At 65.0% G+C, this 16,079-nt stretch carries 16 protein-coding genes, 1 tRNA gene and 1 riboswitch; of the genes, 8 read left to right on the top strand and 9 right to left on the bottom strand.

The window, feature by feature from the left end; genetic code table 11:
• Positions 1–2 precede the first annotated feature (2 nt).
• Positions 3–659 carry an alpha/beta family hydrolase gene (locus SL003B_RS16495; protein WP_013653999.1) on the bottom strand — a complete coding sequence of 219 codons (657 nt, stop codon included), beginning with the start codon at positions 657–659 and terminating at the stop codon, positions 3–5.
• A gap of 207 nt (positions 660–866) precedes the next feature.
• Positions 867–1,736: a transporter substrate-binding domain-containing protein gene (locus SL003B_RS16490; protein ID WP_242390266.1), complete on the bottom strand. Its 870-nt coding sequence runs from the start codon at positions 1,734–1,736 to the stop codon at positions 867–869.
• A gap of 209 nt (positions 1,737–1,945) precedes the next feature.
• Between SL003B_RS16490 and SL003B_RS16485 the strand changes: the two genes are divergently transcribed.
• On the top strand, positions 1,946–3,685 hold the full coding sequence (locus tag SL003B_RS16485) for a glycosyltransferase family 2 protein (RefSeq protein WP_242390265.1): 1,740 nt from the start codon (positions 1,946–1,948) through the stop codon (positions 3,683–3,685).
• 130 nt (positions 3,686–3,815) lie between these two features.
• Here SL003B_RS16485 and SL003B_RS16480 read toward each other — a convergent pair.
• A tRNA-Gly gene (locus SL003B_RS16480) sits at positions 3,816–3,889 on the bottom strand.
• A 173-nt stretch (positions 3,890–4,062) separates the two neighbouring features.
• Between SL003B_RS16480 and SL003B_RS16475 the strand changes: the two genes are divergently transcribed.
• Positions 4,063–4,851, top strand: a complete 789-nt coding sequence (locus tag SL003B_RS16475; protein ID WP_013653996.1) for an ion transporter — start codon at positions 4,063–4,065, stop codon at positions 4,849–4,851.
• A gap of 84 nt (positions 4,852–4,935) precedes the next feature.
• Complete coding sequence (locus tag SL003B_RS16470; RefSeq protein ID WP_013653995.1) at positions 4,936–6,285, top strand: MATE family efflux transporter; 1,350 nt, start codon at positions 4,936–4,938, stop codon at positions 6,283–6,285.
• On the opposite strand, the gene SL003B_RS16465 is transcribed toward SL003B_RS16470, so the two are convergent.
• Together SL003B_RS16465 and SL003B_RS16460 are read right to left on the bottom strand one after the other, a co-directional pair.
• Complete coding sequence (locus tag SL003B_RS16465; RefSeq protein ID WP_041375596.1) at positions 6,282–7,379, bottom strand: quinone-dependent dihydroorotate dehydrogenase; 1,098 nt, start codon at positions 7,377–7,379, stop codon at positions 6,282–6,284. The two genes, SL003B_RS16470 and SL003B_RS16465, sit on opposite strands and share 4 nt — an antisense overlap.
• Positions 7,376–7,720: a DUF952 domain-containing protein gene (locus SL003B_RS16460; RefSeq protein WP_013653993.1), complete on the bottom strand. Its 345-nt coding sequence runs from the start codon at positions 7,718–7,720 to the stop codon at positions 7,376–7,378. The genes SL003B_RS16465 and SL003B_RS16460 overlap by 4 nt, the downstream gene beginning before the upstream one ends.
• 261 nt (positions 7,721–7,981) lie before the next feature.
• Here SL003B_RS16460 and SL003B_RS16455 point away from each other — a divergent pair, with 261 nt between their 5' ends.
• Entirely contained in the window at positions 7,982–8,590 is a 609-nt protein-coding gene (locus tag SL003B_RS16455; protein WP_242390264.1) for a S24 family peptidase, read from the top strand.
• 25 nt (positions 8,591–8,615) lie between these two features.
• Positions 8,616–9,503: a thermonuclease family protein gene (locus SL003B_RS16450; protein ID WP_013653991.1), complete on the top strand. Its 888-nt coding sequence runs from the start codon at positions 8,616–8,618 to the stop codon at positions 9,501–9,503.
• 46 nt (positions 9,504–9,549) lie between these two features.
• Here SL003B_RS16450 and SL003B_RS16445 read toward each other — a convergent pair whose 3' ends face one another.
• Positions 9,550–11,208 (bottom strand): lysine--tRNA ligase, encoded by a 1,659-nt coding sequence (locus tag SL003B_RS16445; RefSeq protein ID WP_013653990.1) that lies wholly within the window; start codon positions 11,206–11,208, stop codon positions 9,550–9,552.
• A gap of 118 nt (positions 11,209–11,326) precedes the next feature.
• Here SL003B_RS16445 and SL003B_RS16440 point away from each other — a divergent pair, with 118 nt between their 5' ends.
• Entirely contained in the window at positions 11,327–11,824 is a 498-nt protein-coding gene (locus SL003B_RS16440) for a tellurite resistance TerB family protein (protein ID WP_242390263.1), read from the top strand.
• Positions 11,825–11,829: 5 nt separating this feature from the next.
• Here the strand turns inward: SL003B_RS16440 and apaG are convergent, their stop codons facing one another.
• A complete protein-coding gene (gene apaG / locus SL003B_RS16435) occupies positions 11,830–12,222 on the bottom strand; it encodes a Co2+/Mg2+ efflux protein ApaG (RefSeq protein WP_013653988.1) in 393 nt (130 codons plus the stop codon).
• A 192-nt stretch (positions 12,223–12,414) separates the two neighbouring features.
• On the opposite strand from apaG, the gene SL003B_RS16430 reads away from it, so the two are divergent.
• A complete protein-coding gene (locus tag SL003B_RS16430; protein ID WP_013653987.1) occupies positions 12,415–13,023 on the top strand; it encodes a CDP-alcohol phosphatidyltransferase family protein in 609 nt (202 codons plus the stop codon).
• Between the two features lie 10 nt (positions 13,024–13,033).
• On the opposite strand, the gene SL003B_RS16425 is transcribed toward SL003B_RS16430, so the two are convergent.
• A complete protein-coding gene (locus SL003B_RS16425; protein WP_013653986.1) occupies positions 13,034–14,248 on the bottom strand; it encodes an O-succinylhomoserine sulfhydrylase in 1,215 nt (404 codons plus the stop codon).
• Positions 14,249–14,293: 45 nt separating this feature from the next.
• A riboswitch (SAM riboswitch) is annotated at positions 14,294–14,373 on the bottom strand.
• 124 nt (positions 14,374–14,497) lie between these two features.
• On the opposite strand from SL003B_RS16425, the gene SL003B_RS16420 reads away from it, so the two are divergent.
• Entirely contained in the window at positions 14,498–15,607 is a 1,110-nt protein-coding gene (locus SL003B_RS16420; protein ID WP_013653985.1) for a 2'-deoxycytidine 5'-triphosphate deaminase, read from the top strand.
• 113 nt (positions 15,608–15,720) lie between these two features.
• Here SL003B_RS16420 and SL003B_RS16415 read toward each other — a convergent pair whose 3' ends face one another.
• Positions 15,721–15,993, bottom strand: coding sequence for a DUF6460 domain-containing protein (locus SL003B_RS16415; RefSeq protein ID WP_013653984.1), 273 nt, complete (start codon positions 15,991–15,993; stop codon positions 15,721–15,723).
• Positions 15,994–16,079 lie beyond the last annotated feature (86 nt).

The raw sequence follows: 16,079 nt of genomic DNA, 5'->3' as shown, positions 1-16,079 counted from the left end.
GCTCAGGCGCTCGTCCGTGATCCGAGACGCCGCGCGAAATCGGCAATCGAGCGGGCGGCGGCGCCGATGTTGCCGTCCCAGGTTGCCGGCGATTGTCCGCGCGGTCCGAGGTCGTGATTGCCGTCCTCCAGGAAGACGATCTCGACGTTGGCCGGCAGGGACACGGCCTCCAGTTCGGCCCGCGATCCGAAGGGATCCCGCTCGCCCTGGGCAATCAGCACGGGTCTGGACGCCTGCTGCAGCGGTTCGAGGCGCCAGTGCTCGGGCTTGGCGGTCGGATGGAACGGGTAGCCGACACAGACGACGCCGAGCACCCGGCCCGGCAGGGAAGCGCCGCCGGCCAGCATTGCAGCGACCCGGCCGCCCATCGACTTGCCGCCGATCAGCAAGGGGCCGTCGACCTCGTGCAGGACGGTCTGGACGGCGGTCTGGAAAGCCCCGATTAGCTTTTCTGCTCGCGGCGGGGGTAGTTTCCTGCCGTCGGACCGGCGTGCCGCCATATAGGGGAACTCGAACCGCGCCACGGCGACGCCTTCCGAGGTAAGCGCCTCGGCAAGACGGGTCATGAATGCCGAATCCATCGGCGCACCTGCGCCATGGGCGAGGAGCAGCGTCGCCGATGGCATCGAGGAAGGTCGGGTCCAGAGGAAGTCGGTCATGCGGTGGCGTTTCGTCTCGCGGGAGGGAGCGGAGGGTCCTTCGGAACTCAGCCGTTTCGCCTATAGCAATTCGGGGTCGCCTGCAAATGCGCAAGTCCTCGTCATGGCGGCGCCGGATAACCGGTCAAAGCGAACGTCGACAGGCCCTCACGTCCGAAGGAGCATCGCCAAGCCGTGCGACCGGGGTCGTCCGCCGGCACAGAGGTCTCAATAAAAACTCAGCGGAAAGTAGCGCAGGTAGAGTTCGCCATAGATGCCGCGCTCCTGAAGGCGCCTGAGCGCATAGTTCAGGGCATCCAGCAGCGCGGCATCCTGCTTGCGGACTGCAATCATCAGACCCTGGTCGAAATAGCCCGGCTCCAGCCAGGGGCCGCCGGCGAAGGTGCAGCAATCGTCGGATGCTTCGCCCGAAATCCAGAAGGACAGCGATAGCGCATCCCCGAAATGCGCGTCGACCGTTCCGTCGGCAAGCGCTTTGCGCGCTTCGACAAGGCTGGCGTAGGCACGTAACCGCAGTTGAGGCAGAAAGTCGGCAAGAAAAGCCGCATGTCGGCTGCCTTCAACCACGGACACTGTCATCGTGGAAAAAGAGTCGGTCTCGAAAGCGGCTTCCCTGCCTTTCCGCACCGCGAACCGCGCAGGTAGGCGCAGGTAGGCATCCGAGAAGGCGAATTTGCCCACGAGATCCGCAGTCTTTGCGAGGCCCGCAATGACCGCGTCACCTTCCTTTTCCTCGAGCGCCGGGATCAAGGCGTCGAAGGCCTTGATACGCAGGCTGCAGGAGCTGCCGAGTTCCTCGCACAGTGCCCGCGCAAGATCGACGTTGAAGCCCGTCAGCCGCTCATCCGCATCGCGAAACGAGAAGGGCGGGAAGTCGTCCGTGGCCAGGAACTCGATCTTGTCCGGCGGGAACGGTGGCCGATCCGCCATGCTGCGCGGGTCCCAGAAGTTGGGCACCACAGGCGCGGCCGTCTCAGGCGACGACGATGGTTGCGCGCGGCTCTCGAAGCCTAAACCAGAGATCGCAACAATTAATAATAAAACCATTGCGAGAAATGCGCGTTCCGTCATTATCATGACGCTGCGTCCGTTTTGTAGGAATTCGGGATGATGGGCGCTTGTTCGGTCATGGGATGGAAACTGAAGCCGATTCCTATGTGCCGGATGGGGGCAGCGGCCGTTGGCCGGGGGAACTGGACATCCTGATATCGAGAGGGTTGCCCGTTTCAACCGTCGAGTCAGCGTGCCGGCTGGCATCCTATCACGGCTGCTCTCCAGCGGACTATATGATCCGCCAGTCGATCGTGACTGCCGAAGCCTATTACAGTGCGGTTGCTGAATACTGCGGAGTCCCCTTTCTGCCGGAAAGAAGTTTCAGGCCGCTCGTGATCAATGACGTCGTGCTGCATTGCGGCCCCGGCGACGCTGGTCCCTTGATGATCGGTCTTCGCAACCGCGGGCCGATCTTCGTCATCGCTCCGCCCCTGGACCGGATCGCGCTGGTCCGGGCCCATCTTCTCCGGCATGTCGACTGGGCACAAAACATTCGCATTGCGGCGCCGGAAAGCGTCCGCCAAGCACTGACGATGCTGAAGGCGCCGACCGGTGAGATCGAGACTCGGTTTCCGGAATTCTCGGCCCGACGCCGCATTTCGCGTGGGCAGAAACTCGGCTTGATCGCGATCGCAATGGGGGCGGCGCTCGGCGCCCTGCTGCCCGCCACGGTCTTCCTGGTCCTGGGCAGTTTCGTTGTCGGATTGAGTTGCGTGTTGACCGGCATTGCCAGGCTGGCCGGCGCGCAGGCGACGCGGGACGCGGTGGACAGTGACCCGTGCGATATCTCCGCCGTGGACGAGGACTCGGCTCTCCCGACCTATACCGTTCTGGTCCCGCTCTACAAGGAAGCCCAGATCGTTCGCGGGTTGCTGGCCGCTCTGGAGCGAATCGACTATCCCCGCGAAAGATTGGAGATCAAGTTTCTTGTCGAGCAGGAGGACGTCGAAACCCGGCTGGCGTTTGCGGGGCTGGTACAGCCGCACATGGAGGTGCTCGTCGTGCCTCTCGGAGAACCGCGGACCAAGCCGCGTGCACTGAGCTATGGCCTGTTCACCGCGCGCGGGGAGTTCCTGACCATCTACGATGCCGAGGATCGACCCGAACCGCTGCAACTGAGGAAGGCCGTCGCCGCATTTTCGAATGCGCCTGAAAACCTTGCCTGCCTCCAGGCCAGCCTGTGCATCGACAACGCCGGGGACAGCTTCTTTACGCGCCAGTTTGCGATCGAATATGCGGCTCTGTTCGATCAGATCATCCCCTGGTTCTCGATGGAAGCCTGGCCATTCCCGCTTGGCGGCAGTTCCAACCACTTTCGCCGCTCGGCCCTGATCGCAGTCGGCGGCTGGGACCCGTACAACGTGACCGAAGATGCGGACCTCGGCCTCCGGCTGGCTCGCTTCGGCTTCACGTCGGCCGCGCTTGCCAGCACGACCTTCGAGGAAGCGCCGGTCACCTGGCGGGCCTGGTATGCGCAACGGGCCCGCTGGTACAAGGGGTGGCTGCAGACCTGCTTTGTCCACCTGCGCGAACCGTCGCGGCTCTGGCGGGATCTCGGCCCCCGCCGGGCGATTCCGATCGGGGCGATGATTGCCGGCAGCCTGCTGACCCTGGCCATCCACCCGTTCTTCTTCGTCATGCTTTACGGCTACGCGCTGGGCCTCTGGTCGGTGCCGCTGCCGGGCGGTTTGCTTGCCGACATGATCGTCAGCCTGAGCGCGCTCGCGGTTCTGGCGGGATACGGCGGAACGGCGATCTCAAGCTGGTCCGCCGCGCACCGACGCGGCTTCCGGCCGCGCTTGCTGGATCTCGCCGGCATTCCGCTCTACTGGCTGTGTGCAAGCGCCGCCTTCTATAGGGCAGTCTGGGATTTCGCCGTGCGGCCTCATCACTGGCACAAGACCGAGCACGGTACGGCCCGCCGCCGCCAAAACATCGAGGAAAGCGGCACGGACGACCTCGACACTGTCTGACGATGAACAGGTCTGCGAACCGGTCGGCCCGGCCGCTCTGCCCGGCAACGGCACGAAGGACCGGCACCACCGGTCGAACTGGTCTGCCGTCGTCGCCGGTTTCCGGAGGCCGCTCAATGGTGCGAGAAACTGGAGCGGGTGAAGGGAATCGAACCCTCGTCGTAAGCTTGGGAAGCTTCTGCTCTACCATTGAGCTACACCCGCGCTCCCTATCTTCATCACCGTCGACGGTGCGCCTGTCAAGCCGGATTTGTTGTCCGCGCAGCCCGCCGTACGGAAAATCGGTGGGATGGCAATTGCGCGCCGTGATACGGCTTGCAGCCGGCATCGCGACGCGCCAACGTGCGGGGGAATCACGGACCAAACGGATAGTTCGCATGCGCGACAGGTTGAAGGAACTGATTGCATCCCGCCGGTGGGAAATGACCATCGTGGGGGTCATCGTCTTGAATGCCGTCACTCTGGGCCTCGAGACGAGCCCGGCCGTCATGGGCCGGATCGGCGGCCTGCTGACAACGCTCGATACCTTGATCCTGGCCGTATTCGTCGTCGAACTCACGTTGCGGATCTTCGCCTTTCGGTTCGCGTTCTTCCGCGACCCCTGGAGCCTGTTCGATTTCACCATCGTCGCCATCGCGCTTCTGCCGGCCAGCGGACCTTTTGCCGTACTGCGTGCCCTGCGCATCCTGCGTGTCCTCAGGTTGATTTCCGTCGTGCCGTCCCTGCGCAGGGTCATCGGCGGCCTGATTGCGGCGTTGCCGGGGCTCGGTTCGATCATCGTCCTGATGGCGCTGGTCTTCTATGTGTTCGCCGTGATGGCGACCAAGCTCTATGGCGAGACGTTCCCGGACTGGTTCGGCGATCTCGGCCGGTCGACCTATACCCTGTTCCAGGTGATGACGCTGGAAAGCTGGTCGATGGGCATCGTGCGTCCGGTCATGGAGGTCCACCCGTACGCCTGGCTGTTCTTCGTGCCGTTCATCCTGTGCACGGCCTTCACGGTCCTCAACCTCTTCATCGGCATCATCGTTTCCGCGATGCAGGAGGAGCATGAACACATCGCCGAAGCGGACCGTCAGGCCATTCACGACGAGACGGGGATCATCCTGGAGGAGGTACGCGCGCTCCGCCGGGAGGTCGAGGCGTTGCGACGGTCTCAGGCCTGACCGGATGCAGGACGGGCGCATGACGCTGGCCAGGATCGGGCGGACGTGTGCTTTGAAGGAGCGCCGGTCGGGAAAGGCGCATCGATGACGGCCAGCTCAGAGCGCGCCTTCGCGGTCACCCATCGCAGCGTGCTCGCCATCGCCGTACCGATGACACTCGCCTATCTGTCGACGCCGATACTCGGCATCGTCGACACGGCGGTCATCGGCCAACTGGGCGATGCCGCCCTGGTCGGCGGCATTGCCGTGGCAAGTGTGCTGTTCGACCTGGTCTTCACGACCTTCAACTTCCTGCGCTCCGGCACCACAGGCTTGACCGCACAGGCGCTCGGCTCCGGCAACCAGCAGGAGATGCGGGCAACGGTCCTGCGGGCGCTTGCGATCGCAGTGGTATCCGGGCTCGCCGTCGTCGCCCTCCAGCGTCCTTTGCTCGGCATTGGCCTCTCGTTCCTTGGCGGCAGCGCTGCGGTCCAGTCCGCCGCGTCGAGCTATTTCGAGATCCGCGTCTACAGCGCCCCGTTCCTCCTGGCCAACTACGCCATCCTCGGCTGGTTCCTAGGTCTCGGTCGCGCCGGCACCGGGCTGATGCTGCAGACCGTGCTGAACGGGCTCAACATCGCGTTGAGCGTCTGGTTCGTCATCGGCCAGGGCTGGGGCATCCCGGGCGTCGCTTTGGCAACGGTCATCAGCGAGATCGCCGCCTGTCTGCTCGGAGGGCTGCTGGTGATGCGCGCGACCCGTGGCGGGACATGGCCGAGCCGGGCGGTCCTGCTTGATCGAGCCGAGGTCATGCGGGTCGTGGCAGTGAACCGGGACATCATGATCCGCTCGTTCTCGCTCCTGTTCGCCTTCGCGTTCTTCACCGCACGGTCCGCCGATCAGGGCGATGTCATATTGGCAGCCAATGCGATCCTGGAGAAGTTCTTCCTGGTCGGAGGCTATTTCCTCGACGGGTTCGCGACGGCTGCGGAGCAGCTTGCTGGGCGGGCCGTCGGGGCCCGTCATCGACCGGCCTTCGACCGGGCCCTCAGACTGACCATGGTCTGGGGTTTCGTCATGGCAGGTGTTCTCGCCGCCTTCTATGCCTTGGCAGGGCCGTTGATGATCGATCTGATGACCACCGCGCCCCAGGTCAGGGACGCTGCCCGGATCTACCTTGTCTGGGCGGCGCTGACCCCTGTTGCGGGGGTCCTGGCATTCCAGATGGACGGGGTCTTCATCGGTGCGACCTGGTCGCGGGACATGCGCAACATGATGCTGCTGTCCCTTGCGCTCTTCCTTTGCGCCTTCTGGCTGCTGTTTCCCGTCCTGGGCAACCACGGGCTCTGGCTCGCCCTTGAGATCTTTCTTCTGATGCGCGGCTTCAGCCTCTACTTCGTCTGCCGTAGACGGGCCGCGCAGACCTTTGCAGCCGCGGCCCGACCGGCCGCCTAGGTAATGTCCTGGCCGCTCCAGGCCTCCAGATCAGCGCCGCAGGCGTCGGCGAGGCTGTCCAGTCCGTTGCGCTCCAGTTCCGTCGAAAGATGCGCAAGGATCCGGCCGACCAGGCCCGGCCCTTCATAGACAAGGGCGGAGTACAGTTGCAGCAGCGTCGCGCCGGCAGTGATCTTCGTCCAGGCGGCTTGCGGGCTGTCGATGCCGCCGACGCCGATGATCGGCAGGCTTGGCCCGACCAGCTTGCGCATCCTGGCAAGCACGATCGTCGACTTGCGGAACAAGGGCCGCCCGGACAGGCCCCCCGCTTCCTGCGCGTGGTGTCGCTCGGTCAGTCCGGCGCGCGACACCGTCGTGTTGGAGACGATCAGTCCGTCCACGGCGGTTGCCGTCACCTCCTCGGCGATGTCCTCCAGGGCCTGCTGGTCGACGTCGGGCGAGATCTTGAGCAGGACCGGCACGGCCCGGCCGATGCGACGTGCCTCCTCGTCGCGTGCCGTGATCACGCGGACCAGCAGTTCGTGAAGACTGGACCGGGCCTGCAGGTCCCGCAGGCCCGGGGTGTTCGGCGAGGACACGTTGACGGTGAAATAGGATGCGAGGTCGGCGAAGCGGCGGATGCCGGCGACATAGTCGGCGACCCGGTCCGCGCTGTCCTTGTTGGCGCCGACATTGACGCCGACGATGCCGCCGCGCGCCGCCCGCGCCTCGAGGCGGCGGCGCAGCGCGTCGTGGCCTTCGTTGTTGAAGCCGAAACGGTTGATCACTGCGCGGTCGGCGGCGAGGCGGAACAGGCGCGGACGCGGGTTCCCGGGTTGTGGTCGCGGAGTAACCGTGCCGACTTCGGCGAAGCCGAAGCCCATGCCAAGAACCGCGTCGGGAACCTCGCCGTTCTTGTCGAACCCGGCCGCCATGCCCAGCGGATTGGGAAACGCCAGATCGAACAGCCGCATCGTCAGCCGTGGATCGGCCCGCCGGCCGCCGCGTGGATAGAGGCCAGCCCTGAGGGCGGCGAGCGTCACGCCGTGGGCGGTCTCCGCGTCAAGGCAGTGAAGAGGGCGCAGAAGGAGGGGGCCGGCAAGGGGGCCGATCATCGGTCGAGGTCCGCAAAGAGGTGGCTGCCATCCGGTGCGATCGGGAGGTCGCGCACCCACAGCGCATCGGACGGTACGAGCGGAGCGTAGAGGTGGGGAAACAGGTCTCCGCCCCGCGACGGCTCCCATTTCAGCTCTGCGCCGAACCGCTCGGCATCGAAAGCGACGAGCAGCAGGCCGGTCTGGCCGGCAAAATGCCTAGTGGCGGTTTCGCGCACTTGCGCAGCCGTGGAGAAATGGATGAAACCGTCCTTCTGGTCGACCGGGGCGCCGTGGAAAACGCCCTCTTGTTCGGCCTGTTGCCAAAGTTGGCGGGGGACGATCTTGAAGATCCTGGGCATGCCTGAAGGCCCCTTCTGTCCCGCTTCGCCGCGTCTTGCGCGCCGCCGGGAAGGCCGCGGGAATGATTGCGGCGCGGACCCTAGCCGGTCGTCACCGGATCGACAACCGGGCGGACAAAATATCTGGACTCGCATTAACAGCGGTTCAGGAATATATACCAAGGATAGAAACGATCGAAGGGATATATTCCTTGATTGTCAACCGAAACGGAGGTTGATCCGATGCTTTCCCACGAGCGCGTTTGGGCGGCGATAGACGCCTTGGCAACCCGTAAGGGTTTGTCGCCTTCGGGTCTGGCGCGGCGGGCCGGCCTCGACCCGACGACGTTCAATCCGTCGAAGCGCATTGCGGGCGATGGCCGACCCCGCTGGCCGTCGACGGAATCGCTCGCCAAGGTGCTGGAGGCCACCGGAGCGCCGCTCGCCGAATTCGTGGCCCTTGCCGCGCCTCTGGAAACGGACAGCGCGCCGCCGGCGACGTCGCCCATGACCGTTCCCTTTGCCGGGCTCGACCGCGTCGCATGCGAGGGATACTTCGATCCGACGGGCAACCCGATCGGCCGCAACTGGGACGAGATCCCGTTTCCCGACCTGCGCGGCGAAATCCTCTATGCGCTGGAGGTCAGCGGCAACGCCCTGTTGCCAGTCTATCGCGACGGCGACATCCTCGTCGTGGCACCCGACGTGCCGGTGCGCCGGGGAGACCGGGTGATCGTCAAGGTCAAAAGCGGCGAAGTGATCATCCGCCTGCTGCACAGGAGAACCGCCAGGACCGTCGAGTTGCATTCGCTTGCGCCCTCAGGCACGGTTCACCAATGCGAACTGGACTCGATCGAATGGATCGCACGGATCGTCTGGGCAAGCCAGTGAACCGGCTGGCCGCAGGACGCGCATCATGACGGCAGGCCGGGCCATCGTTGCGGCGCTGGCAGCCGCCCTTCTGGGCGCGCTCCTCTATGCAACGCCTTTCGGAAAAAGTCTCGAGACGCCTGTCGAGGTGACCGCATCCGGCGATGATCCGGTCCCAAACAACGTGACTGATGCCCTGTCGCAGGCCGCGGTCCAACCGGAGATCGGCATCGCCGAGGCTCCGCCCGACGATCCCGCGCCCCTGCCTCAGCAGATCCGCAACGTCTCGCCCGAGGGGGCATCGCCTCCGCCCGTGACGGGGACGCTGAAACGGATCGCACCCGACGAAAGACTGCTCTCGCCGTCGCAGTTTGCGAAGATGCCGGACACGACCGTCACCCTGAAGCGCCCGGTCGTCCGGGACGCTGGCGTCCTCGTGGCGGGGTCCCTGGTCGTGCATCTGGCCCATATCGTTGCCCCGGCCGTCGAAACACAGTGTACCTCGACGCAGGGAGATCCATGGCCCTGCGGAGCGCGTGCGCGCACGGAACTGCAACGCGTCATCCGCTTACTGGCCGTGGAGTGCGAAAAGACGGCAGATCTCGGTGACGGCGAGATTGTCGCAGTCTGCCGCCGCAACAGGATCGACCTCGGCGCCTGGTTGCTTCGTAACGGCTGGGCGACCCCGGCGCCGGATGCTCCCGCCGGCTACCGCGACCTGGAGACGGGAGCCAGACAGGCCAGGGCAGGAATGTGGCGGTCGGAAGAGGCGGCCGACCTGGCGCCTGCCGTCGAATTCGCCATACCCAACCTGGACCTGGATGGCCTGCTGGCATCCGACGTCGCCGCCGACCCGTTCAGGGTCGGGGACGACTTCGATGGCGCGACGGGCGTCCCCGATCCGGCGAGCGGTCTCCCCGGATCGGACCTTTAGGTCGCCGCCCGAAAACTTCGCCCGACCTTGAACGTCTCTGTATGCGTCAGGCGGCCAGGGCGCCGGACAGGGCCTGGGCAATCAGGGCGCGGGTTTCGGCAAGTCCGTACAGTGCGACGAAGGAGCCGAAGCGGGGCCCCTGCTCAAGTCCGAGCAGCACCTGGTACAACGCCTGGAACCAGGCCACCGAAACACCGGGACCGCCGTCCGGGCTCTTCTTGTTGTGGTCCTGATAGCGCTCGATGCCCCTTGCGACATCCAGGGCCGCGTCCTGGATTGCGGCGCCATCGGCATCGGCAGGCAGGGCAGCCAGTGCGGCATCCAGCGCTTCCAGGGCCCGACGCTCGACCTCGTCCGGCGTCCGGTATTTCTTCGCCGGTTTGACGAAGTCGTCGAAATAGCGGATCGCGTAGCCGACCAGGTCGTCGAGCCTGGGATGCGTTTCGGCCGTCACCCCGGGTGCGTAGCGCGAGATAAAGGCCCAGAGCACGTCCTTGTTCTCCGCATTGGAGGCCGACACGAGGTTGAGCAGCATGGAGAACGGCACCGGCATGTCGATCACCGGGACGTTGCCGGAATGGATATGCCAGGCCGGATTGGCGAGTTGCTGTTCGACCGGCATCGACGGGAACTTCGATGCGAAGGTGTAGTACTCGTCGACCGTCCTCGGGATGACGTCGAAATAGAGCTTCTTCGCGGTGCGTGGCTTCTGGAACATGTAGAGAGAAAGGCTCTCCGTAGGGGCATAGGTCAGCCACTCGTCGATGGTCAGGCCATTGCCCTTGGATTTCGAGATCTTTTCGCCGTTCTCGTCCAGGAACAGTTCGTAGACGTAGTGCTCCGGCGGCGTGCCGCCGAGCGCTGTGCAGATGTTGTCGTAGATCGGCATGTTCGGGCCATGGTCTTTGCCGAACATCTCGAAGTCGACGTCAAGAGCCGCCCACCGTGCACCGAAATCGGGCTTCCACTGCAGCTTGACCTGTCCGCCGAATATGCTCTGGGTGATTTCTTCGCCATCCTCGTCGACAAAGGTGATGCTGCCGGCCTTTGCGTCGACGGCCTTCATCGGCACATAGAGAACGCGACCGGTCTTGGCGGAGATCGGCAGGAACGGCGAATAGGTCGCGCGGCGCTCCTCGCCAAGTGTCGGCAGCATGATGTCCATGATGGCGTCGAAGCGCTCGGCAACGCGCTGGAGGATCGCGTCGAACCTGCCGGACTTGTAGTATTCGGTCGCGCTGGCGAACTCGTAATCGAAGCCGAACGTATCCAGGAAGCGGCGCAGCATGGCGTTGTTGTGATCGGCGAAGCTCGAGTAGTCGCCGCCGAACGGGTTCGGCACCGAGGTCAACGGCTTGTGCAGGTGCGGCTCCAGAAACGCCCTGTCAGGCACGTTGTCCGGGATCTTGCGCATGCCGTCCATGTCGTCGGAGAAGCACAAGAGCCGGGTCGGGATGCTGTCTTCGGTCAGCAGGCGGAATGCCGTACGCACCATGGTGGTGCGTGCGACTTCGCCGAAGGTGCCGATGTGCGGCAGGCCGGACGGACCGTAACCGGTCTCGAACAGCACCGGACGAGACGGGTCCCGTTTCTCGATCCGCTTCACCAGTTTCCGGGCTTCCTCGAACGGCCAGGCCTTGGAGATCCTGGCCGCCGCGACGAACTCGGGCGACAGGTCAAGCGGCGGGAGAGGGCGTGCGGTCATGGTCTCGCGTTCCGATGCATTTTCCGGGGGGAGAAGCCAGCGGGTTTCGGGGTCGCGCTGGCCGACAAGCGCGGGGACACTAGAAAAGCCGATGCCCCGCGTCAATCACGAGGGGGTGATGCAATCGCTTGAATACGCTGCCGCGACCCTATACCTGTGGCCGATGCGCCTTGGCGCGGCTTGGATAAGGTTTTTGGAAACGATGCGCGAGACCGTCAGCATTCAGGAAGCCCTCGTCTATGTCATGGTCACCATGTCCGCTGCTGACAGCAGCATGACCGACGCAGAGCTAGCCTCCATAGGCGAAATCGTGAAGATTCTTCCGATCTTCCGCGGATTTGACACGGAACGTATTGTCAAAGTTGCGCAGGATTGCGGCGAGCGCCTGCAGAACCAGGACGGTCTGGACGAGATCCTCGATCTGGTTGCCGACAGCCTTCCCGCCAAGCTTTACGACACCGCTTATGCCCTGGCGGTCGACGTCGCAGCGGCAGATCTCAGCGTCGAACAGGAGGAACTGCGCCTCCTCCAGATGCTGAGGGATCGACTGTCTCTCGACAAGCTGACGGTTGCGGCGATCGAGCGTGCGGCCCAGGCACGGCACAAGGTGGCCTGAAACCGTCAGTTGAGATTGCGGGAAGCCTGCGGCGTGTCGAGGGAAAAGGCGGGGATCTCGACTTCGAGCGTCTCCCCGTCGGCTTTCTGCATGAGATAGCTGCCGACCATGATTCCGGACGGCGTGGAGAGGGGACAGCCGGAGGTGTAGTGGAACATCTCGCCGGGCCGGATCACCGGCTCCTCGCCGACCACGCCCGCGCCGCGCACTTCCTGCACCCGGCCTTGCCCGTCCGTGATCCTCCAGTACCGCGACCGCAACTGAACGGGCTCAAGACTGAGATTGCGGATCTCGACGGTATAGGCCCAGAAATAGCGCCCCACCTCCGGCTCGGATTGCTCGGGCAGGAAATGGGGTTCGACGGTTACCTCGATCCGATGCGTGACGGCTCGGTACATGCGGGTGGTACCTCTTGTTCGACTGTCTTGCGCGTTGATGATCGGCGCTCAGGTCTGACGTTCATATAGGTCATGTCGTTGGACGCGGACAGCATCTGGCGTTGTCCGGTGACGCGCCCGTGATTGCTGCCCGGCTTGCCGAGGCGCGTGGATTTGGCCATGACGGGCGAAGCACCGACCGGAGCCCTGCAGATGTTTGATGCCCGCCTGCGTCCCTTGATCGACCCGCCATTGAACGCGCTCGGGCGTCGCCTGGCGGAACGGGGGGTTTCAGCGAATGCCGTCACGATCGCGGGCGGGGGCCTTGGTGCGGCTGCGGCCGTGGCGATCGCGCTTGGCGCTCCGGTCCTGGCCGCGATCCTGATCGTGACGAACCGACTCGCGGACGGCCTCGACGGCGCCGTCGCCCGATCGACACGCAAGACAGATCTCGGCGGCTATCTCGATATCGTGCTCGATTTCTTCTTCTACGGCTCCGTCCCCTTCGCCTTTGCGATCCTCGATCCGGATACCAACGCGCTGGCAGCCGCGGCGCTGCTCTTCAGTTTCTATGCCAATGGCGCGGCCTTCCTCGCCTTTGCCATCATGGCCGAAAAGAACGGATTGGCGACCACCCGCCAGGGATCGAAATCCCTTTACTATCTGGGCGGGCTCGCCGAAGGAGCGGAGACCATCGGCGTGTTTCTGGCCATGTGCCTGTGGCCGGCCGGCTTCGCGGTCCTGGCCTGGTCGTTTGCAGCCGTCTGCTTCCTGTCGGCGGCCGCCCGCTTCGTCATGTCGGTGCAGATGCTGAAGCGTTGACCGTCGGTCGTCAGAGTGCCGCCGCCGCAGACAGGGCACCTGCGAGATCTTCCAGAAGATCTTCGGGGTCTTCCAGCCCGACGGAGAGCCGGAGCAGGCCATCGGTGATGCCGAGTTCGGCTCGGGCGGTTTCTTCGACGCTGCGATGGGTCGTCGTAGCCGGATGCGTGATCAGGCTCTTTGCGTCGCCCAGGTTGTTCGAGAGCTTGATGATCTCCAAAGCGTTGGTGAAGGCGAAGGCAGCCGGCTTGCCGCCCTTGAGCTCGAAGGCGAGCATGGTCGAGCCGCCCCGCATCTGCCGCGCAATGAGCGCCGCCTGCGGGTGATCGGGGCGGCCCGGATAGATCAGGCGCGAGATCTCCGGCTGCCCCGCGAGGAAGTCGGCGAGACGGGCGGCGCTCGACGACTGGCGCTCGACGCGGATGGTCAGGGTTTCCAGGCCCTTCAGCAACACCCAGGCGTTGAACGGGCTCATTGCCGGGCCGGTATGCTTGACGAAGGGCATCACCTGGTCGTCGATCCACTCCCTGGTCGACAGCACCACGCCGCCGAGGCAGCGGCCCTGGCCGTCGATGTGCTTGGTCGCGGAATAGACGACGACGTCTGCGCCGAGCGTCAACGGCGACTGGAACATCGGTGTCGCGAAGACGTTGTCGACGATGACGCGCGCGCCGACGGCGTGGGCGATCTCGGCGACCGCGGCGATATCGATGACCTCGAGGGTCGGATTGGTCGGGCTTTCGAGGAAGACCGCACGGGTGTTCGGTCGGACCGCGGTGCGCCACTGCTCCAGGTCGGTGCCGTCGACGAGCGTGCTGTCGACCCCGAACCGGGGCAGCAGCGTTTCGACGATGTAGCGGCAGGAACCGAACAGCGCCTTGGCGGCGACGACGTGGTCGCCGGCCTTGACGCTGGCCATGATCGCGAGGTTGACCGCGGCCATGCCGCTGGCGGTGCCGATCGCCGCCTCGGCGCCTTCGAGGGCGCACATGCGGTTCTCGAACATGGCGACGGTCGGGTTGGCGTAGCGCGAATAGACGAAGCCCGGATCCTCGCCGTTGAAGCGGGCTTCGGCGGCCTCTGCCGTCTGATAGACGAAGCCCTGGGTCAGGAAGATCGCTTCCGACGTCTCGCCGTATTGGGAGCGAACGGTTCCGCCATGAACCAGTTCGGTCGCCGGGCGCAGCGGCCTGCGGGAAGTCGTCTTGTCGTCGGATGCGGCCATGATCGCGTGCTCCAGAATGCAAAAGCCCCGGCCGAACGGGCCGGGGCTTTTTGCCTCCCGACCTTTTTAGCGACTTGTTTAACGTGGCTGCAAGCCGGCCGGCCCAAATCACCACGGAGACGAGCCCTGATAAGCCATTCGCCGGCTGGCGTCAATCGGCTCCAAAAGCCGGTTGGAACTGGCCGGCGCTTGGGCTAATCAGCACGATGCAGGATTTGGCCGCAAACACGCTGCCGGGGGACGACGCACATGACCGAGACGACCGAGATGCGGCCGGAGGGCATCCTGCCCGCGCACATGATCGAGGACATGTTCCGCAACGGCGCGATCCGCAGCGAGACGCCCCTGGTGGACGGTCAGATTCAGCCGGCGAGCCTGGATCTTCGCCTGGGAACAAAGGCTTACCGGGTTCGCGCGAGCTTTCTGCCTGGCCCTGGCGTCACGGTCGCCGACCGGTTGGACGCGCTCAGGCTGCATACGGTCGACCTGGCCCACGGCGCGGTGCTGGAGACCGGCTGCGTCTATATCGTCCCGCTCCAGGAAGTCCTTGATCTTCCTGCCATAATTTCGGCGACGGCGAACCCGAAGAGCTCTACCGGCCGGCTCGATGTGTTCACCCGGGTGATCACCGACGATGCGAGGGCCTTCGACACGGTCGGCGCCGGCTACAGCGGACCGCTCTACGCGGAGATCTCTCCGCTGACGTTTCCGATCCTCGTGCGCACCGGCTCGCGCCTGTCGCAGATCCGGTTCCGGATCGGCAACCCCTTGATTTCGGACGAGGATCTTCAGGAGATCCATGCCGCGCAGCGTCTGGTCGACGGCGGCGACGAGCGCATCGGGGGAGGTGTGCAGCTGTCGATCGACCTCAAGGGCAGCGGCGAGGGGAGCCTGGTCGGCTACCGTGCCAAGCACCACACCGCAGTGATCGACGTCGACCTGCGCGCCGTCCACCATCCGTTGGATTTCTGGGAACCGATCCACCGCCGCGACGAGGCCTCGCTGATCCTCGATCCGAACGAATTCTATATACTTGTCAGTCGCGAAGCGGTGCACGTGCCGCCCGATTTCGCCGCCGAGATGGTTCCCTTCGATCCGCTGGTCGGGGAGTTTCGCGTCCACTACGCCGGCTTCTTCGACCCCGGTTTCGGCCACGGCCAGGCCGGCGGGACGGGGTCGCGGGCGGTTCTGGAGGTCCGCTCGCACGATGTGCCCTTCCTTGTCGAGCACGGGCAGACCGTCGGCCGGCTGGTCTACGAGCACATGGCCGAGCGGCCGCGCCGCCTCTACGGCGAGGGCATCGGCTCCAACTACCAAGGCCAGGCGCTGAAACTTTCTAAGCATTTCAAGGTGTTATAGGCCGTCCGGCGGTGGGGGTTCGGCGCTGGAAGCCGGTAGTCCTGAGGACGTGCCGGAAACCTGCCGGAGGACCGCTGGAGACCTGCCGGTCTCCTGTCGCAGGCCGGCAGGGGCTAGTTCCGCCGCATGCTGAGCAGGCGCGTGAGCGCCCAGACGGGAACCACGATCACCGCGCCGAGGACGAAATAGCGCCCGATGCGCTCGATCGCCTCGAAGCCCATCTCCCACAGCCGCTGGAAGAAGCGCAGGACCAGATCGATGAGTTCCAGCGGGTCGAGGTCGATGGCCGACAGGATCACGCCGACGACGAAGGAGAGGAAGACGAGGCGCACGATCACCCGTGCGGGGGTGTCGCCGAGAAAGCGTCTCAATGCGTCGCCGGCCATGCGGGAATCCTTTCGAAGCGGAAGAGCAGCTGCGCGCAAGATAGGGACTGTCGGCGCCGGCCGCATCCCCCTTCCTTCGTCGCTCG

The sequence above is a fragment of the Polymorphum gilvum SL003B-26A1 genome (genome assembly GCF_000192745.1).
Lineage (GTDB): Bacteria > Pseudomonadota > Alphaproteobacteria > Rhizobiales > Stappiaceae > Polymorphum > Polymorphum gilvum.
Note: the sequence above shows the minus strand (reverse complement) of the source record. Positions and strands in the feature narration are given on the sequence as shown.